The organism is Mesorhizobium sp. B2-4-1 (assembly GCF_006442185.1).
In the GTDB taxonomy this organism is placed as follows: Bacteria; Pseudomonadota; Alphaproteobacteria; order Rhizobiales; family Rhizobiaceae; genus Mesorhizobium.
The window spans coordinates 1-19,684 of record NZ_VFVN01000013.1; the positions used below are offsets into that span (position 1 = coordinate 1).

The 19,684-nt window shown below is 64.1% G+C and carries 23 protein-coding genes; 5 read left to right on the plus strand and 18 right to left on the minus strand.

Annotation, left to right across the window (positions count from 1 at the left end):
* Positions 1–100 precede the first annotated feature (100 nt).
* The 12 genes from FJ949_RS25910 to FJ949_RS25965 all read right to left on the minus strand — a co-directional run bounded on the left by FJ949_RS25910 (position 101) and on the right by FJ949_RS25965 (position 9,567).
* Positions 101–739, minus strand: coding sequence for a hypothetical protein (locus tag FJ949_RS25910; protein ID WP_140500468.1), 639 nt, complete (start codon positions 737–739; stop codon positions 101–103).
* Positions 740–847: 108 nt separating this feature from the next.
* Complete coding sequence (ykgO, locus tag FJ949_RS25915; protein ID WP_125004464.1) at positions 848–973, minus strand: type B 50S ribosomal protein L36; 126 nt, start codon at positions 971–973, stop codon at positions 848–850.
* Between the two features lie 274 nt (positions 974–1,247).
* Positions 1,248–2,324 (minus strand): 5-(carboxyamino)imidazole ribonucleotide synthase, encoded by a 1,077-nt coding sequence (locus FJ949_RS25920; protein WP_140500470.1) that lies wholly within the window; start codon positions 2,322–2,324, stop codon positions 1,248–1,250.
* Entirely contained in the window at positions 2,321–2,818 is a 498-nt protein-coding gene (gene purE, locus FJ949_RS25925) for a 5-(carboxyamino)imidazole ribonucleotide mutase (RefSeq protein WP_140500472.1), read from the minus strand. Before purE ends, FJ949_RS25920 begins: the two co-directional genes overlap by 4 nt.
* A gap of 94 nt (positions 2,819–2,912) precedes the next feature.
* Positions 2,913–3,809 (minus strand): anti-sigma factor, encoded by an 897-nt coding sequence (locus tag FJ949_RS25930; protein ID WP_140500474.1) that lies wholly within the window; start codon positions 3,807–3,809, stop codon positions 2,913–2,915.
* The gene (locus tag FJ949_RS25935) at positions 3,806–4,345 is read right to left on the minus strand and encodes a sigma-70 family RNA polymerase sigma factor (protein ID WP_140500476.1); all 540 of its coding nucleotides are present in this window, start codon (positions 4,343–4,345) and stop codon (positions 3,806–3,808) included. The genes FJ949_RS25930 and FJ949_RS25935 overlap by 4 nt, the downstream gene beginning before the upstream one ends.
* 405 nt (positions 4,346–4,750) lie before the next feature.
* Positions 4,751–5,956, minus strand: a complete 1,206-nt coding sequence (locus FJ949_RS25940) for an aminotransferase class V-fold PLP-dependent enzyme (protein ID WP_140500478.1) — start codon at positions 5,954–5,956, stop codon at positions 4,751–4,753.
* A 24-nt stretch (positions 5,957–5,980) separates the two neighbouring features.
* On the minus strand, positions 5,981–6,442 hold the full coding sequence (locus FJ949_RS25945; RefSeq protein ID WP_140500480.1) for a RidA family protein: 462 nt from the start codon (positions 6,440–6,442) through the stop codon (positions 5,981–5,983).
* 38 nt (positions 6,443–6,480) lie between these two features.
* Complete coding sequence (locus FJ949_RS25950; protein ID WP_140500481.1) at positions 6,481–7,275, minus strand: amino acid ABC transporter ATP-binding protein; 795 nt, start codon at positions 7,273–7,275, stop codon at positions 6,481–6,483.
* A 2-nt stretch (positions 7,276–7,277) separates the two neighbouring features.
* The gene (locus FJ949_RS25955) at positions 7,278–7,928 is read right to left on the minus strand and encodes an amino acid ABC transporter permease (RefSeq protein WP_140500483.1); all 651 of its coding nucleotides are present in this window, start codon (positions 7,926–7,928) and stop codon (positions 7,278–7,280) included.
* Position 7,929: 1 nt separating this feature from the next.
* Positions 7,930–8,595 (minus strand): amino acid ABC transporter permease, encoded by a 666-nt coding sequence (locus tag FJ949_RS25960; protein ID WP_140500485.1) that lies wholly within the window; start codon positions 8,593–8,595, stop codon positions 7,930–7,932.
* Positions 8,596–8,685: 90 nt separating this feature from the next.
* Positions 8,686–9,567, minus strand: coding sequence for a transporter substrate-binding domain-containing protein (locus FJ949_RS25965; RefSeq protein WP_140500486.1), 882 nt, complete (start codon positions 9,565–9,567; stop codon positions 8,686–8,688).
* A 129-nt stretch (positions 9,568–9,696) separates the two neighbouring features.
* Between FJ949_RS25965 and FJ949_RS25970 the strand changes: the two genes are divergently transcribed.
* Positions 9,697–10,491 carry an IclR family transcriptional regulator gene (locus FJ949_RS25970; protein ID WP_140500488.1) on the plus strand — a complete coding sequence of 265 codons (795 nt, stop codon included), beginning with the start codon at positions 9,697–9,699 and terminating at the stop codon, positions 10,489–10,491.
* Between the two features lie 2 nt (positions 10,492–10,493).
* On the opposite strand, the gene FJ949_RS25975 is transcribed toward FJ949_RS25970, so the two are convergent.
* Positions 10,494–10,697 carry a YdcH family protein gene (locus FJ949_RS25975; RefSeq protein ID WP_140500489.1) on the minus strand — a complete coding sequence of 68 codons (204 nt, stop codon included), beginning with the start codon at positions 10,695–10,697 and terminating at the stop codon, positions 10,494–10,496.
* Between the two features lie 240 nt (positions 10,698–10,937).
* On the opposite strand from FJ949_RS25975, the gene FJ949_RS25980 reads away from it, so the two are divergent.
* From FJ949_RS25980 to FJ949_RS25995, 4 genes are all read left to right on the plus strand, one after another.
* Positions 10,938–11,117, plus strand: coding sequence for a YdcH family protein (locus FJ949_RS25980; protein WP_097571999.1), 180 nt, complete (start codon positions 10,938–10,940; stop codon positions 11,115–11,117).
* A 572-nt stretch (positions 11,118–11,689) separates the two neighbouring features.
* The gene (gene ispG, locus FJ949_RS25985; protein WP_140500491.1) at positions 11,690–12,940 is read left to right on the plus strand and encodes a flavodoxin-dependent (E)-4-hydroxy-3-methylbut-2-enyl-diphosphate synthase; all 1,251 of its coding nucleotides are present in this window, start codon (positions 11,690–11,692) and stop codon (positions 12,938–12,940) included.
* Positions 12,941–12,945: 5 nt separating this feature from the next.
* Positions 12,946–13,794, plus strand: coding sequence for a lytic transglycosylase domain-containing protein (locus FJ949_RS25990; protein ID WP_140500492.1), 849 nt, complete (start codon positions 12,946–12,948; stop codon positions 13,792–13,794).
* 64 nt (positions 13,795–13,858) lie between these two features.
* Positions 13,859–14,671, plus strand: a complete 813-nt coding sequence (locus FJ949_RS25995; RefSeq protein ID WP_224647095.1) for a Stf0 family sulfotransferase — start codon at positions 13,859–13,861, stop codon at positions 14,669–14,671.
* Here FJ949_RS25995 and FJ949_RS26000 read toward each other — a convergent pair whose 3' ends face one another.
* The 5 genes from FJ949_RS26000 to FJ949_RS26020 all read right to left on the minus strand — a co-directional run bounded on the left by FJ949_RS26000 (position 14,672) and on the right by FJ949_RS26020 (position 19,614).
* Positions 14,672–17,011, minus strand: a complete 2,340-nt coding sequence (locus FJ949_RS26000; RefSeq protein WP_140500494.1) for a response regulator — start codon at positions 17,009–17,011, stop codon at positions 14,672–14,674.
* Between the two features lie 177 nt (positions 17,012–17,188).
* Complete coding sequence (locus FJ949_RS26005; RefSeq protein WP_140500496.1) at positions 17,189–17,431, minus strand: hypothetical protein; 243 nt, start codon at positions 17,429–17,431, stop codon at positions 17,189–17,191.
* 13 nt (positions 17,432–17,444) lie between these two features.
* Positions 17,445–17,663 (minus strand): hypothetical protein, encoded by a 219-nt coding sequence (locus tag FJ949_RS26010; protein ID WP_140500497.1) that lies wholly within the window; start codon positions 17,661–17,663, stop codon positions 17,445–17,447.
* Between the two features lie 207 nt (positions 17,664–17,870).
* Positions 17,871–18,626, minus strand: coding sequence for an SDR family oxidoreductase (locus FJ949_RS26015; RefSeq protein ID WP_140500499.1), 756 nt, complete (start codon positions 18,624–18,626; stop codon positions 17,871–17,873).
* Positions 18,627–18,696: 70 nt separating this feature from the next.
* Positions 18,697–19,614, minus strand: coding sequence for a polyprenyl synthetase family protein (locus FJ949_RS26020; protein ID WP_140500501.1), 918 nt, complete (start codon positions 19,612–19,614; stop codon positions 18,697–18,699).
* Positions 19,615–19,684: the final 70 nt, after the last annotated feature.

A 19,684-nucleotide genomic window follows, 5' to 3' on the forward strand; every position in this document is an offset into this window, starting at 1 on the left:
TAGGGGAATAGGGGAATAGGGGAATAGGGGAGTAGGGGAGTATTTCCGGGCGATCTCTTTCCTACTGCCTTACTGCCTTATTCCCCTACTGCCTTAAATATCAAATGCCTTCGCCGGCGAGTTCTTCCGAAAGCGTACCGACTTGATCCTGGGCGCTGCGCAGCATCGGATAGATGGCAAGGACCTTCTGCCAAGCCTCGAGCGCCGATTGCTTGCGTCCGGTCACGGTCATGATCTGTGCCAGGCCCGACAGCGCGCCGAAATGGCGTGGTTCGAGTTGCAACGTATGGTCGATGTCGGACATCGACTTGCCGTAGTTCTTCATCATGAAATGCACCGTGGCGCGCCGGTTCCAGCCCTCGGCATAGGCCGGCTGCAAGGTGACCACCTGGTCGAGGAAATCGAGCGCTACGTCGAATTTCTGGTTCTCGAGCGCCTTCTGCGACCATTGCATCATCAGGTCGATCGAGGCGCTGCCCGACTGGGACCATTCGCTCCAGATGATGCCGGCGATACGCTCTGCCGCCTTTTCGTTGCGCTCGCGTTTGAGATCGGCAAACAGCTTGTCGAGGCGGGCTTCCCTGTTCATTGCGGGAGGCGCGGCTTGCGGCACTGGCTGGGCATCCGGAGGCGCCGGCTCCGGGGCCGCTTGCACCACCGCCCGATCATCGGCCCGCGCCGGCAACGAGATGGCGCTGCAAAAGAGAAGGACCGTCAAAAATGCAAAAAGAATCCGCATCGCCCGAATCTAGTCCCGGGCGGCGGAACGTCAAACTGATTTTAGCGTGAACGGCCGGCGGACCGACGATAAACACCAACTGCGGAGGCAAAAGCCTCGCGACGAAGCTCAGCCCTGGCGCGCCTTATAGCGGGGGGCGGTCTTGTTGATGATGTAGACGCGGCCCTTGCGGCGAACCAGACGGTTGTCGCGATGACGCGCCTTCAGCGCCTTGAGCGAATTCTTGATCTTCATGGTCTTGCCTGTCGGTGTGGACCCGGTCCGGGTCGAAATTTTAAGGCGCGCCAGAAGACGCGCCTTTGAACTGTGGGTGGCTCATAAACGAGGAGCCTTGTCCGTGTCAACCGCAAGCATGCCCGGTAGCGGAGATGAATGCCCGGTGTTGTCAAATATCCGCAATCGGCCAATGGCTCGGCACCGGCTGGTATGATGTGGTGGTCGCCACGTGACTTGAGAACGCCATGCGCCGAGTTTTCCTGCCCGGTAGCTCGCGGCGTCGAGATTGCTGTCAGGCGCGGCGGCTGATCCGGGTGAAATGGCCCATCTTGCGGCCGGGCCGCGCTGCGGCCTTGCCGTAGAGATGCAGCATCAGGTCGGGCTCCGCCAGCAATTCCGGAACGCGCGAGATATTGTCGCCGATCAGGTTCTCCATCACGCAGTCGGAATGGTGTCGCGGGTCGCCGAGCGGCAGGCCGGCCACGGCGCGGATATGCTGCTCGAACTGCGAAACGGTGCAGGCGGCTTCCGTCCAGTGGCCTGAATTGTGGACGCGCGGCGCGATCTCGTTGGCCAGCAGCGAGCCATCGGCCAGCACGAAGAACTCGACGCCGATGACGCCGACATAGTCGAGCGCCGACAGGATCTTCACCGCCGCTGTCCGGGCCGCCTCGGCTGTCCGGGGCGCGATCGCGGCCGGCACGGTCGATGTGTGGAGAATGCCGTTGCGGTGGACGTTCTCGGCCGGATCGTAGGCGGCGACGACGCCATCGATGCCGCGCGCGGCGATGACGGAGACTTCGCGCTCAAAGGAAACGAAGGCCTCGAGGACCAGCGGCACGCTGCCCATGGCCTCGCAGGTGCCGGCGAAACCGCCGGCTTGCATGTCACGGAAGACGCGCTGGCCCTTGCCGTCATAGCCCATGCGCCGCGTCTTCAATATGCCGCTGCCGCCAAAGGATTTCAGCGCTGCGGTCAGCTCGCCGTCATTGTCGACCGCGCGGAAATCCGCCGTGGCAATGCCGATGCCGTTGAGAAATGTCTTTTCGGTCACCCGGTCCTGCGCCACATCAAGCGCGCGCGCAGGCGGATAGACCGGCACCTTTGCGGCGAGCGCCTCGGCGGCGGCAACCGGAACGTTCTCGAATTCATAGGTGACGACGGCACTTGCCTCGGCCAATTCGGCAAGCGCGGCGGGATCATCGTAGGCGGCCGTGACCTGACGGTTGGCGACCTGTGCCGCGGGGCAATCCGGCTGCGGCTCCAGCACCACGGTGCGGTAGCCGAGGCGAGCGGCCGCCATTGCCAGCATGCGGCCGAGCTGGCCGCCGCCGATGATGCCAATGGTCGATCCGGCGGGCAGGCTCACGGCGTGTCCGTGGGTTCGGCCGCGACCTTGGCGGTCTGCGAGGCGCGCCAGGCATCGAGCCGCCCGGCAAGCTTGTCGTCGTTGAGCGCCAGCACGGCGGCGGCCAACAGAGCCGCATTGGCCGCACCGGCCTTGCCGATGGCCAGCGTCCCCACCGGAATGCCGGCCGGCATCTGGACGATGGACAGCAGCGAATCCTGTCCCGACAGGGCCTTGGATTCCACCGGCACGCCGAACACCGGCAGCGGTGTCATCGCCGCCGTCATGCCGGGCAGGTGCGCCGCACCGCCGGCACCGGCGATGATGACCTTGTAGCCGGCGGCCTTGGCGCCCTTTGCGAAGGCGTAGAGCCGGTCGGGAGTGCGGTGCGCCGAGACGATCAGCCGTTTGTGCGGGATGCCAAGCGCCTCCAGTGTCTCGGCGGCATGGCGCATGGTCGCCCAGTCGGACTGGCTGCCCATGATAATGGCGACGTCGGCGCGTTGATCGTTCAAGCTTCTGCTCCCGGCGACAAAGGCGCGCCTTAGCGGAATTCGGCGGCGGCGGCAAGGATGCGGGGCATTGCCGGTGTCCGGCCGGGAAATCGGCCTATGCCGCAGCCTTGCGGAAGCGGGCGACGAAATCGTCGAGTTCGGGCCGCTCCATGTCGGAGATCGCCCAGTAGGAGAAGGCGCCGTCGCTCCACTGCACCAGCGAAAAGCCGCCCGAGGAAAGATCGTCAGGCTCGCTGACCTTGCCGCCCTGCTGCGGTTCGGCGACCAGCGTGATCAGATGCTCGCGGTGGCGGTAGACAAGTGCCGGCACCGGGCGGCCGGAAATCACCTCGACCCGGCCGCCGATCAGCGCAAAACCGTCCTTGGCAAGGTCCGGTGCCGGCGGCGACACGCCGATCCGGGCGTCGAGCCAGGGTTTTACCGTATGGCGATCCGACGAGACGATGTCGATCGGGCTGGCGGCAAGCAGGCTGCGGCGATGGCCGCTGGCGACCGCCGCGGCGAAGCTGTCGGACGCGCCGTTGACCATCACCCATTGCGTTGCCCCGCTGGCCAGCACCGCGCTGATCATGATCGAGGCGGCAAGAGCGCGCCAGTCGAACGAACCGAAGCGGCGCGCTCGACTTGGCGACAGCCGCGTATCGGCGTTTCGCCTCTGGCCTCTCCCGCCCGGGGCAAGCACCCCCGGGAGCGCCGGCCGGCCCTGCTGCGGCTTGGCCGTTTCGCCTGACTCCGGCTGCGCGGTGGCCGCAGTGCCAATGGCCGCGATGCGCGCGCGAAAGGCGTCGCCGACATCTGGGCGCGGCAGGCGGCTGACCGCGCCCCGCAAGGCCACGATGCGGGCATGCTCTGAGGCAAGCCGCGGATCGGGCGCAATGCGCCGCTCCACCGCAAGCGCGGCCGCTGCATCAAGTTCGCCATCGACTAGGGCGTGGATCATCAGCCTGATGCCTTCCGGATCATTGGGCAGTCCATCGTCATGCATGGTCATGGCGCTCTCCCCAGGTCAGACATAAGCAGGCTCCGCGCGCGGGCCAGCCTGGACATCACCGTGCCCATCGGCACGCCGAGCATGGCCGCTATCTCGCGATAGCTGAGGCCGCTGATGTCGCGCAGCACAAGCGTCTCGCGAAACGGCTGCGGCAGGGCTGCTATCGCCGTTTCAAGCGCCACCGTGTCGGCCTTGGCGATCAGGCTTGCCTCCGGACCATATTCGTCCGGCACGCTGATGCCGTGTGCCGCCGCCATCTCGTCGAGATCGCCGAGATCACCGACGGCCAACATGCCGCGCGGCCGGTTGCGCGACATCCAGGTATAGGCGGTGTTGCGCACGATGGTCAGCAGCCAGGCGCGGGCATTGCCGCCGGCATAGCCTGATATGCCCGCATGCGCCTTTATGCAGGCGTCCTGCACGACGTCCTCGGCATCGGCGCCATTGCCGGTCAACCAGCGGGCAAGCGCCAGCGCGTCACCGAGATGAGGCAGCACCACCTCGCTGAAGCGCTCGGCTCCGGCCTTCTCGCTCAAAGCAGCACCATCCGATACTCCACGAGGAACAGGCCGTGCGCTTTCAAGCAATACCGGCGGTCTCGCCCCGCCCGTGCGGGCGAAACCCTCGGCAACAGGCAAAGCCGCCTGCCGTGGCGAAAGTGAATTCATCTGCGTCACCAGTGTCAAGCGCAATGGGAAAGCCGTGCATCATGGGAGAGAGGCCGGTTGAGGTCATGCGCTCCAGCACATGGCGGCCGCCGACGCCGCGGCCATGTTCGCTGTCGTGTTCATGATGACGGACATGCGGATCTCCTCAACGCCTGTGGCGGCCTATGTCGAGGAGACCCGTTGCGGCCGAGATTTATTCCCGCCGCGTACGCATCCGGCTGTTCACGGTTACGTGATCAGCCGGTGCTTTGGGTTCGTTGGTCCGCTTGGTGCTCAATCCGGCCAGCGCAAGGCGCCGGAAGAGACCTTGCGAGCAATCTTCATGGCGTCGGCGGGCCGGTCCTTCGCGGTCAACAGGGCGCGCAGCCGTTCGGCGACGATTTCCGCCTCTCCGGGATGAAGATTGCAGGGGTCGAGGAAGAAATGGCCGCGTTCGACCTCGTGATTGCGCACGATGATGGGCGGCGATCCACCGGCAAGCGCCGAGGCAAGGCCGGCGGCGGTGAAGCGGCTTTCCGGCAGCACGAAGACCTGCAGGCGGTCGAGCGGGTTGGAGGTCGGGTCGGGAATGATCTCCGCGCCAATGCCCGGGATACCCTGCAGAGCATCCTTCCAAAGGTTGAGGGCGGCCTCTTCGCGCCGGCGGATGCCGGCGTGGTCGCGCTTCTCCCATGCCTCGAGCGCGGCCATGGTGCCGGCGATGCTTTCCTTGCCGACCTTCATGGCGCGGGCGACGCCGCGGTTCTGCAGATAGGCGGCGCGCACCAGATCCTTGCGTCCGGTGACGATGCCGCTGGTCGGGCCGCTCAGGAATTTGTGGCCGCTGTAGATGACGATGTCGGCGCCACGCGCCAGGAAGCCGCGCAGGTCATATTCGGAAGCCGCGTCGACGATCACCGGCACGCCCTTGGCGTGGCAGATTTCGCAGAACTCCTCCAGCGACAGCATGCCGTATTGAACCGTGTGATGCGCGACGACATAGAGCCCTGCCGCCGTTCGCTCGTTGATCGCGTCGCGCACATGATAGTCCTGCGTGACGCTGACCGTGCCGGCGGGCACCACCTTGGCGCCGGCGACGCGGACCGACTGGTCGATCGGGGCGCCGTAGTTGACGATGTGGCCAAGCTGGATGATCACCTCTGACTTGAGGTCGCCGGTGTCGTCCGGCAGGCGTTCGATGGCGAGCAGGTTGGTTCCCGTCATCGCGCCGGCGATCGCCATGGTGATGCCGCTGGCGCAGCAGGCGGTGATGAAGCCGGCCTCGCCGCCGGTGAGGCGCGCGACGACGGCGCTTGCGGCGCGCTGCAGATCGTCCATCTCCACCCATTGCGATGCCATTTCCGACATGGCGCTGATCGCTTCAGGCACGATGATCGACGCGCCGAGCGCCGTCATCGTGCCGGAGACGTTGATGATCGGACGAAGGCCGAGCCGTTCGCGGATCGTGGTGTTGGAGCCGGTGTCGGAATAGGTTTTCATGTGAGCAATCCCGTGGATGACAGATCAGGCAGCGATCTCGACGACCGCTTCGATTTCGACGGTGATGTTTCCGGGCAAGGAGCCGACGCCGATCGCCGAGCGGGCATGCCCGCCGATCGTGGTGAAAACGTCGGCGAAAAGATCGGAGCAGCCATTCACCACTTTGGGGTGGTCGCTGAAAGTCGGCGTGGCATTGACGAAGCCGAGCAGCTTGACGACACGCACGACGCGGCCGAGATCGCCGGCGGCAGCATGCATGACGGCAAGCAGGTTGAGGCCGGTGAGGCGGGCATGCTGATAAGCCTCCTCCACCGTCACATCCTCGCCCACCTTCCCGGTGCAGAGCGAGCCGTCGGCCCGCAGCGGTCCCTGGCCGGACAGGAAGATCAGCCGGCCGCTCTCGGCATGGGTAACGAAGTTGGCGATGGGCGTCGGCGGCTCGGGCAATGTGAGGCCGAGTTCGGCGAGCCTGGTGTAAGGCGTCATGGAAGAAGGCTCCTTGGGATGGTGTCAACCATCCAATGTCAGAAATGCGAGGCGCGGAAGCGCGCCAGGAAATTGCGCAGACGCTCATTCTCGGCGTCTGCTGCGAGAATCTCCTTCGGCGGGCCGACCGCGCCGACGCCGCCATCGGCCATGAAGACGATGCGGCTCGAGGCGTCGCGGGCAAAGGCCATCTCATGCGTGACCATCACCATCGTCATGCCGTCCTCGGCGAGGCTGCGCACCACTTCAAGCACCTCGCCGACGAGTTCCGGATCGAGGGCGGAGGTTATCTCGTCGAGCAGCAGGATTTTCGGCCCCATGGCCACGGCGCGCGCAATTCCGACGCGCTGCTGCTGGCCGCCGGAGAGCTCCGCCGGCAGGCTGTCGGCCTTATGGGCAAGACCGACGCGGCCGAGCCAGTGTTCGGCAATCGTGCGCGCCTCCGCTGTGCTTTTGCCGCGCACCTTGGTGAGGCCGAGCATGATGTTGCCGGCGGCGGTGAGATGCGGAAACAGGTTGAAGCTCTGGAACACCATGCCGGTCTCGGCGCGCATCGCGGCAAGGTCGCGTTCGCTGCGGCGCTGGCGGGCTCCGGTTTCGCGGAAGCCGACCTCCTTGCCGTCGATGCGGATGGACCCGCTGTCATAGCTCTCCAGGAAGTTGACGCAGCGCAGCAGCGTGGTCTTGCCGCTGCCCGAGGGCCCGATGACCGTCACCACCTCGCCGCGCGCCACGCGCAGGCTGACCGAGCGCAGGACCTGGACGGCGCCAAAGGATTTGGACACATCGCGGATGTCGAGAAGGGCCGGGGCATCGTTCGAGCTTGTGGACATTGCTATTCCCGGATGAAGGAGAAACGCCGCTCCAGCCGCCTGCTGGCAAGCGAAAGCGCATAGTTGACGGCGAAGTAGATGAGGGCGCCAAGGATGTAGAGCGGCATGGCCTCATAGGTGCGGCCGATGACCTGGTTGATGGCCTGCATGAGATCGGTGATGCCGAGCAGCGAGACCAGCGCGCTGCCCTTGACCGCGTCGGTGACGCCATTGATCCAGGGCGGCAGGAAACGCCTGAACGCTTGCGGAAAGATGACATGGGCCAGCCGCTGGCGGAAGGTCAGGCCGATCGCCATTGCCGCCTCCGATTGTCCCTTCGGGATGGAGCCGACGGCGCCCCGGAGATATTCGACGACCTGGGCTGTCTTGAACAAGGTCAGCGCCAGCACGGCAGCCCAGAAGGACGGCAGGTGAAGCCCGACGGCCGGCATCCCGTAGTAGACGAAGAAGATGAGCACCAGGATCGGTATGCCGCGAATAGTGTCGCTGAAGATGCGCACCGCCCAGCGCGCCGGCGCCGGGCCATAGACCAGGCCGACGCCAAGGACGACACCGGCGACGAGCGAGAACGTCACGACCAGCAGCGACACCCAAAGCGTCAGCGCAAAACCCTGAGCCAGGAAAGGCAAGGCGTAGGCGATCTGGCCAAGCATGCTAGTGCACCACCTTGAACCAGCGTTCGACGAGCCGGAGCGCGTAAAGCAGGGCGTAGCCGGTCAGCAGATACATCGCCGTCACGACGAGATAGACCTCGACGATGCGGAAGGTGTTGAAGTTGATCCATTGCGCGCCGAAGGTCAGTTCGGGCACCGAGATGACCGAAGCGACGGAGGTGTCCTTGAACAGCGATATGAAAGTGTTGGAAAGCGCCGGCAGCGTGATGCGCAGCATGGTCGGCAGGCGCACATGGAGCAGCCTTTGCCAGGGCGTCAGGCCGATCGCCTTGCCGGCGTCTAGCTGGCCGCGCGGCACCGCTTCGAGACCGGAGCGGAACACCTCGACCAGATAGGCGCCGCTGTAGAGCGCCAGCGTGGCGACGAACGAGGTTTGCGCGCTGTAGGCGATGTCGACCACGGTCGGCAGACCGTAGAAGACGAGATAGACGAGCAGGATCAGCGGCACGTTTCGGATGAATTCGACATAGGCGGCAATGATGCCGCGCACCATGCGTCCGGCCGACACGTACCAGACCGCCAGGACCAGGCCGATGACGATGCCGATGGCGATCGAGATGACGGCGAGCTCCAGGCTGAGCAGCAGACCGCCCCACAGCTTGTCGAAATGCCGCCAGATCAGGTTGAAATTGAGCGCATAACCCATGCGTCGGCCTCAGTGCTCCCGATGTGACGCAAAGCTGGCCGCGTCGCCAGGAAAAAAGGCGGAAGGGTCGGCGCCGTTCCGCCGATGACGTCAGATAACCGGGAAGCCGGGGTGGCGCGCCGGCGGCTCCTGCCCGAAATAGTCCTTGAACGCGGCGTCATAGAGCGCCGTTTCATGGCCGAACATGGCGATGGTGAAGGTCTGGTTGACGAAGGTCAGCCAATCGAGATCGCCTTGCCGGAGCGCCGCGCCATAAAGCATCGAGTACCAGCTCTTGCCGGCATCGAAGTATTTGTCCGGATTGCGCGAGGCGAGCCAGCGCACGGTGGAGAGGTCGACGGCAGCGGCATCGGCACGCTTGGATTCCAATGCCTGCAGCACGTTGGCCTGTGTATCGATCTGCATCACCTGCGCCTCCGGCAAGGCAAAATGCACCGAAGATTCGGCGTCGACATTCTGCAGGATGGAAACGCGCGTCGCGGAGCCTGCGGCAAGCAGCTTGTCGAAGGTCTTGTTCTCGGCGCCGGGCAAAGTCAGCAAGGCGACGCCCTCGACGTAGTAAGGCCTGGAGAAGTTGATCAGCTGCGAGCGCTGCGCGGTCATGGTCATGAACTGGATGGTGATGTCGACCTTGTTCGTCGTCACGTTCGGAATGCGCTGCGCCGGGTCCTGCATGACGAACTCGACCTTGGCCGGGTCATCGAACAAGCCCTTTGCCAGGATGCGCCCCATGGTGATGTCCATGCCGACGAGTTCGCCGGCATCGTTCTCGAAATGCCATGGCGCATTGGTGCTTCCGGTGCCGACAATCAATTTGCCGCGCTCCAGCACGGTGCGTAGCAGGCTATCGGGCGCAGCCTGCGCCGCCGCCTTCTGGACGTCGACCGTTGCCGCCGCGCTCATGACGCCGGCCGTTGCCAGTCCGGCCATACCCAGTTTCAGAAAATCACGCCTTTTGGATGTGTCGTCCACAGCGACCTCCTTTCGTGTTGTGTTCCCCTACGCACAGGCAATACGCGCACCCGGATCGTTACAGAAATTGTCTCTTACAAGGGACTAGTGTATCCTGTACAAGACAGATACTAACATCAGGAATCGACAATGCAAGATGGCAGCGCCTTGGCGGTCTCAGCGGACGCAAAGATTTCGGTCTCTCGGGAGAAGGGCCTCAACCGGGTGCTCGAGATTCTGGAGTTCCTTCATTCGACGCAGCGCGCCATCGGTATCGGCGACCTCGCCAAGGGGGTCAACGCGCCGCGTTCGACCACCTACACACTGGTGCGATCGCTGGTCGATGCGGGCCTCCTGGAGATGGCCGGCGACGGCAACCGCGTCTATTTCGGTAAGAAGCTCTATCTCTATGGAATGGATTATGTGCGCGGCAACGACCTCTTGAGGCGAGGACGCCAGGAGGTCGACAACCTGTCGCGCGAGACCGGTGAGACCTCCGAACTGTGCATGCTGCAGAGCGGCCGCTACACGATCGTCCACTCGAGCCCGGGCACCCGGCCGTTCCGCATCAGCTCCGCCACCGGATTGCAGATTCCGCTGCCCTGGACCGCGTCAGGCAGGCTGCTGCTCGCCGGCCTCGAACAGGCCCGGATCGAAGCCATGATATCGGAAGACGACCTTATGCTGCCCGATGGCCGCAGATTGCGGCTGGACGATTTCATCGCCGACATAGCGACGGCGCGAGCCACCGGCTATTGCATCACTTCGGGGCTCGTCGACGCCTATACGAAATGCCTCGCCGCGCCGGTGTTTTCAGCACCCGGCACCGTCGAGGCGACGATGTGCCTAGTGGTGCCCATCGACACATCGCAGGAGAAGACAGGCGAACTCCTGGCCCTGTTGCGCGAACGCGCGGCGCGGCTTTCGATCGCGGCCTGGACCTGAAGTCAGGCGATGATGTCCGGGATGATCCTGTCTTCCAGCTTCATCAGCCGATCCTTCAGCGCAAGCTTCTTCTTCTTCATGCGCTGGATCTGCAGCGGGTCGCAGTTCATGGCGATCATCGCATTGATCGCGGCGTCGAAATCGGCGTGTTCCTGCTTCAGCCGGGAAAATTCGAGGCGAATATCGGCCTGTTCCTGATCGGACATTCTCTACCGTCTGCACGTCTGCGGCGCCCAAAGCTGGGCCTGATTGGGCGGGGGGTGGCACTCTCTGCCACCGGCGCGCAGCCCATATCACATTTCACGTTGTCGTGGAATGCTACCACGGATCATTCGACATCGCTGCGCGAAGGTGGCACACTGTCATTGTGCCGTCACAGAGCGAGCCTGCGGTGGACGCGCCTTTGGCGGCTGCAATCGAGGAAACCATGAAAGGGAGAACCAATCATGTCTCTTGCATCCCATCTTGATGAGTTGCAGCGGAAACACGGCGACATCGAACGCGAGCTCGATGACGCGATGAATCACCCGTCGGTGGACGACCTCGAAATCGTGAATCTCAAGCGACGCAAGCTGGCAATCAAGGACGAGATTGAAAAACTGAGGGCCAAACCCACGACGCATTGATGCCCCACTGACATAACCGCTCACCATTCGGGTCTTTCCTGCCGGCGGCAATTGCCGCCGGACCGGTGGTTTTTATCTTCGGTTTCAGGTCGGCCATCACAGATATCCGTACCAGGCCGAGACCTGCCGACTTCGTGATCCCAAGACGAGCAGGGACGAAGCTCGGCGCGGGCCCCTCCTTTAATCTATGCCGTAACCCTTGACCGAAGAGTGCAGCGGAGCAGAATTCCGCCTTGCCGCGGCGCTCTGAGGTCAGGGCTTGGATTCTGGGGTCTTCGCTGCGTCGCTCTTCTCCTTGTTCCTCCCCGGAAATGACGCACTCGTTCCCGGAAAGACGAAGCGATGGGGGCCCGGCAATCGCCAGGTAGCCGATTGGCCGACGCAAGCGAGCGATAAAAGTCGGGCGCCGAGCAACCGGCGGCGGCATCGATTGCGGCCAGTGGCGACCTGTCGCCATTGACAAGCCATCTTTGCTCCTCCACCTCATGCCCGGACTTCAGCGCATCGGCCCGGAGCGTGCTTTTGTGCGTCCAAGTGGACGCGCGGCGCTCCAGAGATTAAAGGCTGCCGGCATGACCGGATATTATTCCTTCCCCTTCCCGCGCCGCACCTCGGTTGGCGTCGATGTGGGCGGCGTGGTGGTTGGCGGCGGTGCTCCCGTCGTCGTGCAGTCGATGACCAATACGGATACCGCCGATGTCGACCAGACGGTCGCCCAGGTGGCGGCGCTGCATCGCGCCGGCTCCGAGATCGTGCGCATCACCGTAGACCGCGATGAAAGCGCCGCCGCCGTGCCGCGCATCCGGGAACGGCTGGCGCGGCTCGGTATCAACGTGCCGATTGTCGGCGACTTCCACTATATTGGCCACAAGCTCCTGGCCGATCATCCGGCCTGCGCCGAGGCGCTGGCCAAATACCGCATCAATCCCGGCAATGTCGGTTTCAAGGACAAGAAGGACCGGCAGTTCGCGGCAATCGTCGAAATGGCGATCAAACATGACAAGCCGGTGCGCATCGGCGTCAACTGGGGCTCGCTCGACCAGGAACTCCTGACCCGGCTGATGGACGACAACCAGGCCCGCGGCTTTCCGTTGACCGCACAGCAAGTGACGCGCGAGGCGATCGTGCAGTCGGCGATCCTCTCGGCCGAGATGGCCGAGGAGATCGGCCTTCGCCGCGACAAGATCATCCTCTCGGCCAAGGTCAGCGGCGTGCAGGACCTGATCGCCGTCTACACCGAGCTCGCCAGCCGTTCCGACCATGCGCTGCATCTCGGCCTCACTGAGGCCGGCATGGGCTCGAAAGGCATCGTCGCCTCATCCGCCGCCATGGGCATACTGTTGCAGCAAGGCATCGGCGACACCATCCGCATATCGCTGACGCCGGAGCCGAACGGCGATCGCACGCGCGAGGTGCAGGTGTCGCAGGAATTGCTGCAGACCATGGGCTTCAGGCAATTCGTGCCGATCGTCGCCGCTTGCCCCGGCTGCGGCCGCACAACCTCGACCGTGTTCCAGGAACTGGCCCAGAACATCCAGGCCGATCTCAGGAAGAACATGCCGGCGTGGCGTGAGAAATACCCAGGGGTCGAGAACCTCAAAGTCGCCGTGATGGGCTGCATCGTCAACGGCCCGGGCGAGTCCAAACATGCCGATATCGGCATTTCGCTGCCAGGCACCGGCGAGACGCCGACGGCGCCCGTTTTCGTCGACGGCAAGAAGGCGGCGACGCTGCGCGGACCGTCGATCGCGCAGGATTTCGAAAAGATGGTCGCCGACTATATCGAACAACGATTTGGTCGCGGCAAGGCCGCGGCAGAGTAGGTCGAATGCTGCGCTTCCTCCCGGTGGCGCTGATCCTGCTGTGCGGGTGGCCCACCTTGGCCCAGGCCGATCCGCCGCAATCGGCCAAGCAGCGGCTGATCGACAAGGTCTGCAACCTGATCCAGGCTCATGCCGACAAGAACGGCCTGCCCAGGGATTTCTTCGCCCGGCTGATCTGGAAGGAAAGTCGGTTCGATCCCAACGCCGTCAGTCCGGTCGGCGCCGAAGGAATCGCCCAGTTCATGCCGGGGACCGCCAAGATGCGCGGGCTCGCCAATTCCTTCGACATCAACCAGGCGATCCCGGCCTCGGCGAAATACCTCGCCGAGATGAAGACCAGCTATGGCAATCTCGGCCTGGCGGCCGCCGCCTACAATGCCGGCGAAAACCGGGTCTCGCGCTGGCTGGGCTCGGGCGGCTTCCTGCCGATGGAAACCGAAAGCTATGTCTTCGACATTATGGGCGAGCCGGTCGATAAGTTCGCCGACCGCGCCTATGCCGGAAGCGTGCGACCACTCGACGCGAAATCCGATTTCGTCGCGGCCTGCCGTAAGCTCCCGGTGATCATGTCGCGCACGGTGGCGATGGCTTCCATCAACATAAAGCCGTGGGGAATCCAGGTGGCCGGCAATTTCCGCCGCAGCGCCGCGGTCAACCAGTGGCTCAGGGTGAGGGGCCGCTTCCCGGCCCTGCTAGCCGGGCATGATCCGGTGGTCAGCCGGGTGCGCACGCCGATCGGCCGGCGCGGCATCTACGCGGTCAGGATCGGGGTCGACGACCGTGCCGCCGCCGGCGCTATCTGCCAGAAATTGCAAAGTGTCGGCGGGGCATGCGTGGTGGTGCGCAACCGATAGCGGGTGTGTCGTTGCGGGTGAAGGGGCGATAAAAATGACGGCCGCGGCTATAGGCGACCCTGGATTGGCCGGCATTGCCCTGCCTTCAACGAGCAATGAGGGCCGCAGGATGGTCGACGCATATGTTATCTGCGGCACGCCCAGGACCGGAAGCACTTTGCTGTGCAAGCTCCTGGCCTCCACGAAGGCGGCGGGCGATCCTCATTCGTTCTATCGGCGGCAGGACGTGCCCGAATGGGCCGAAGAGTGGGGGCTGCCCGGCCGCGACACGATGGGCGAACTCGAATTCAATGCCGCCTATCTCAATGCGGCCATCGCCGCCGGCAAGGGTGGAACCGGTATTTTCGGCCTGCGCCTGATGCGAGAGAATCTGGATGAGCTTTCAGCGATACTCGACCGGATTTTCCCGGGGCTTGTCTCGGATAAAGCTCGTTTCGAGAGGGCGTTTGGCCGTGTTCTCTACATACATCTGTCACGCGAGGACAAGCTTGCGCAGGCCGTATCGCTGGTCAAGGCGCAGCAAACCGGCCTTTGGCATGTCGCTCCTGATGGAACCGAGCTGGAAAGGGTGGGGCCTCCCCGGGAACCTCAATATGATTTCGGGCGGATCAAGGATGAGGTTGCCGAGCTCGGAGCTTATGACGCTGCCTGGAACATGTGGTTCGCGGAGCAAGAGGTAATCCCGCTGCGGATCGGCTATGAGCGCCTGTCGAGCGATCCGGTTGCAACGTTGGCGTCCGTTTGCGACGCCTTGGGGGTTCAGGCACCGGATGCTGGGGATATAAGACCCGGCGTCGCAAGGCTTGCCGACGAGACAAGCCTCAACTGGATGCGCCGTTATCATCTGGATGCGGCGTCCGAGGCGTCGACGGTATAGCTATGCCGTCTTCGCCACCACCGTTTCGCTGAGCCAGGTGCCGATCTTGGCGCCGAGGCGGTCGGGTGAAACCGGCTTCGGCAGATAGTCGTCCATGCCGGCTTCGATGCACTTGTCGCGGTCGCCCTTCAGCGCATGCGCGGTGACGCCGATGATCGGAATGTGGCTGCCATCCGAGGCCTCCGTCGCCCGGATGGCGCGGGTCGCCTCGTAACCGTTCATCTCCGGCATGGAGACGTCCATCAGGATCAGCCTCGGGCGCAACGAGCGGTACATCTCGACCGCCGTGCGGCCGTTGCCGGCTATACGATAGCTCAAGCCCAACCCGTTGAGAATCTGGCCGAACACCAGCTGGTTCACCTCGTTGTCCTCGGCGATGAGGATGTCGATCGGACCATTCGGCGCGACCGTCGGTTCCGGCACGGGGACGGCTGGCATTGCCGGGCCGCGGATGACGGTAAAGGCGGGCGGCGCCGCCTGCGGCAGCGCCGGTACGGGTTCGCGAACGAACTGCGCCCTGCCGACCTGCGAGCGGGCTTTCTGGACGACCGAGATGACGGTGCCGAGCAGGACCGCGGAGCGCGCCGGCTTGGTCAGGTGCGCGGCAATGCCGAAATCAATGATCATCTTGCCGAAATCGACCTGGTCGACCGAGGTCAGGAGCACGACCGGTATGGCCGACAGCCGGCTGTCGGCGGCGATGGCTTTCGCGACATCGGCGCCGTTCATACCGGGCATCTGGTAATCGAGGATGATGCAATCGACGGCGGCCCCCAGCTGGCAGGCGCGGTCGAGGAAAGCCAAGCCGACCGCACCGCTTTCGGCGGCGGCGCAGTCGAAGCTCCAGCTCCTGAGCTGTTCGAGCAGGATCTCGCGGTTGACCGGATTGTCGTCGATGACCAGAACGCGGGCGCCGGTGACGTCGACCGGCACGATCTCGTCGCGAGCCTCGGCACGATGCACGGGCAGGGGCACCGCGAACCAGAATACGGAGCCGCGGCCGATCTCGCTCTCGACGCCAATCTTGCCGGCCATCAGGTCGACGAGGCGGGCGGCGATGGCGAGACCAAGGCCGGTGCCCTCGTGACGGCGGGTCGAGGAGCCGTCGACCTGGGCGAATTTTTCGAACACGTTCTGCAACTTTTCGGCCGGGATGCCGATGCCGGTGTCCTCGACGCGCAACTTGAGCTGGACGACGTCATTGACGGTTTCGCCGCCGACGTCGATCAGCACATGGCCCTTCTCGGTGAACTTCACCGCGTTGCCGAGCAGGTTGGTGACAATCTGGCGGAACCGCCCGGCGTCGCCGACGACGTAGGCCGGCAGGCGCGGGTCGACGCGCACGATCAGTTCGAGGTTCTTTTCGGCGACATGGGCGGAGACGAGCGTGGCCACATCCTCGACCGCCTCGGCAAGGCGGAACGGCGCCGGGTCGAGCGTGAGCTGGCCGGCATTGATCTTGGAGAAATCGAGGATGTCGTTGATGATGGTGAGCAGCGCATTGCCGGATTTGACGATGACGTCGGTGAAGGTCTTCTGGCGCGCGGTCAGCTCAGTCTTGGCCAGCAGCTCGGCCATGCCGAGCACGCCGTTCATCGGCGTGCGGATTTCGTGGCTCATATTGGCGAGGAATTCCGATTTGGCGCGGTCGGCCGCCTCGGCCTTGAACAGCGACTCGGCGGATTCGGCGAAGGCGCGGCGGATGGCTTGCTCCATCGGCCGGAAGATCCAGAAAGCGGCGATGGAGAGCACCGCGAACAGCAATCCGCTCGCCCACAGCAGCAGCCGGTCACTGGAGGCATCGGCCAAATGGCGCTCGTCGTCCATGGCGGTGCGGACGCGGACCAGCATCGGCTGGGCAAACAGGTCGTTCTGGTTGCGGATTTCGCGATAGCTCCACTCATCGACCTTCTGCGCCACCGACATCAGGTTGAAGTTTCGAATCATGTCGCGCGGAGACCAGAAAAGGTCGCCATTGACCGAAGCGGATTCGAGCTCGTTGATCGTCTTTGTCGACAGGCGTGGACGCAATGCGGCGATCTGGGTCGCAAGCGTCCCAATCTCGCTGGTCAGGCGTTCCGAATGGCCGCGCGCCGACGCGGTCAGCGCATCGCGCGTCTCCGCTCGCCAGGCGGTTCCCGTCGTCTCGGCGAAGCTGGTCGCGTTGCGCAGATCGCGGGTAAAGATGACAAGGTTGCTGCTCAGGGCATCGATCTGGTGGCGGAAGGAATTGACGCGATCAAGTGCGAGCATGATCGCCAGCGAAGCCAACGCGAAGATCAGCAATCCTGAGAGATAACGGCTCCGGATGGACCGTATGAAGGAAGAATATTCCGGCATGCGCAACCCCAACACATACGCATTATTTTAACGGTCGGGATTACGCTTGATTTACATTAAGATTTCGTTCTGGCGACCGAGAATTTCGGATTCCCGCAGCCTCCCATGTAGCCTGCCGGCTGCGCCGAGATGAAGGGCCGCGCCACTTCAAGGGACGGTCAAGCTTCGGATATTATTTCAATCCGCGGGCCGTTTGTGATGCCGGGATTCCTGGTTCGAGCCGCGAAGCATTTCACGGTCATCGGCATCGACCAGATCGACGTCGCCGCCCCTGAGCGACTGGCCCTGCTGGCGAGCCGTTCTTTCCTGCTTCGACCGCTTCAGTTCGTCCTCGGCGTTGAAATTCTTGTCCGCATTCTTGGTGTTCACCCGCTCCTCGATGATTTGCACCTGCTGTTCGTGGGTCTTCTTGCCGGTCATGGGATATCTCCCTCTATTTGTTCGTCCGGCCGGTCTGGTCGGGGTTCACACCGCCTTGCGGGGTGGTGTCGTTCTCGACATCGCCCCGAAAAGTATTTTCGCCATCGAGTTCCTCGTCGTCGTCAAGAATGTCGCCACCCTTGATGGTGCCTTTGGATGCGCCGATGCCGGGATCGTTGCGCAAGTCGCGATCGCTTGGCCTCGGCTGTTTGCGATGCTTGTTGTTGTTCATGGGTTGCCTCCTGCTTCTGGTCCCGAACGTCGCGACGGGTGCAATTGTTCCCGAAACGCAAGGTCCCCAAACGCTCTGGCCGGGAGTGAGACCACCGCAGCCGCGTATCTTCGAACAGCGGAATGCTGCCACGAGTGATGTCAGCTCCGCGTCAACCGGTTATCGATCGGGCAGCATTTGGCGCGCCTGCCTGTTCGGCGCGGCGGATCAGATCGACGCTGTGATGCCGCCGTCCACATAGAGAATATGGCCGTTTACGAAAGAGGAGGCCTCGCTGGCCAGGAAGACGCAGGCGCCGACCAGTTCCTCGACCTTTCCCCAGCGGCCGGCTGGCGTGCGCTTTTCCAGCCAGGTGCTGAACGCAGGGTCGGCGACAAGGGCAGCGTTGAGCGGCGTATCGAAATAGCCGGGTGCAACGGCATTGCATTGCAGGCCATGTTTGGCCCAATCCGTAGCCATGCCCTTGGTCAGGTTGCCGACCGCGCCTTTCGTCGCCGTGTAGGGCGCGATGCCCGGACGGGCGAGCGCGGTCTGCACGCTGGCGATGTTGATGATCTTGCCGCGGCCGCGCCTGATCATATGGCGCGCCACGGCCTGGCCGACATGGAAGACGCTGGCGACGTTGGTCTGCAGCAGGCGCTCGAACGCATCGGCGGGAAACTCCTCGAGCGGCGCGCGGAATTGCATGCCGGCATTGTTCACCAAAATGTCGATCGCTCCGCCGTCCAGTTCGAAACCGTCGACCGCCGAGCGAACCGCTTCATGATCGGTAGCATCGAAGGCCAGCTTTTCCGCTCCGGGAATCTGCCTGATCGCGGTGGCGAGCCTTGCCTCGTCACGGCCGTTGAGGATCACCCTGGCGCCGGCTTCGGCCAAACCCTTGGCCAAGGCGAAGCCTATGCCTTGCGAGGAGCCGGTTACGAGGGCGGTGCGCCCGCTGAGATCGAACAATTTGGTCGACATCGAACCTGATCCTCCCGATTGGCCCGTTAAACAGAAACCTTCACGCCAAGCCTCGGGGTCTGCCCCGATCTCAATTGTTGCGCGTCGCCACGAAGGTCGCGGCTGCCTTCAGCAGGCCAGCCTGCTCGCCATAGGGTTCGAGCAGCGCATGCGCCTGATGGACAAGGCCATGCAACTGGGCGCGTGCCCATGCCTCCCCGTGCAGCGCCACCAGCGTTGCCTTGCCGGCGGCGGCGTCCTTGCCCGTCGCCTTGCCCATCTGTGCGGCATCCGCGGTCAAATCGAGAAGATCGTCGGCAAGCTGGAAGGCAAGCCCGATCGCCGAGCCGAACTCGGCCAGTCTTTCGCGATCCCCGGCAGGCACGCCGGCGACGACCGCGCCCGCCTCGCAGCCAAAGCGGATCAGCGCACCGGTCTTCATCGCTTGCAGCCGGATGATCCCGGCCTCGTCCGGCGCGATGCGCTCGGCCTCGAGGTCCAGCGTCTGGCCGCCGACCATGCCGCCGGCCCCGGCGGCGCGGGCGAGCGCCAGCACAAGGGCGGCCCGCCGCTCCGCCGGCAGCGCCGTAGTCTCGTCGGCGAGGATGTCGAAGGCAAGCGTCAGCAGGGCGTCGCCGGCGAGGATGGCAGTCGCCTCGTCGAAGGCCCTGTGCACGGTAGGCTGGCCGCGGCGCAGATCGTCGTCGTCCATCGCCGGCAGGTCGTCATGGATCAGCGAATAGCAGTGCACGCATTCCAGTGCGGCCGCCACGCGCAGTGCCGCTTCGCCGTCGGCGGAAAACAGGGCCGCGCTTTCCATCACCAGAAAGGGGCGCAGGCGCTTACCGCCGTTGAGCACGCCGTGCCGCATCGCCGCCATAAGGCGCTCGGGCCGCGCGATCTCGCCCGTGAGCGCGCGGTCGTCGAGCAATCGCCGCAGCAACGTCTCGACGGCGGCGGCCCGTGCGACGAGCGCCGTTTCGAACGCCATTTCATCGTCATTCGTCATGGCCCGGACCGGTAGCCGACACTCAGACGTTGCGCAAGAAGACAAGCGCCATTATGCCGGGGGAGGGAGA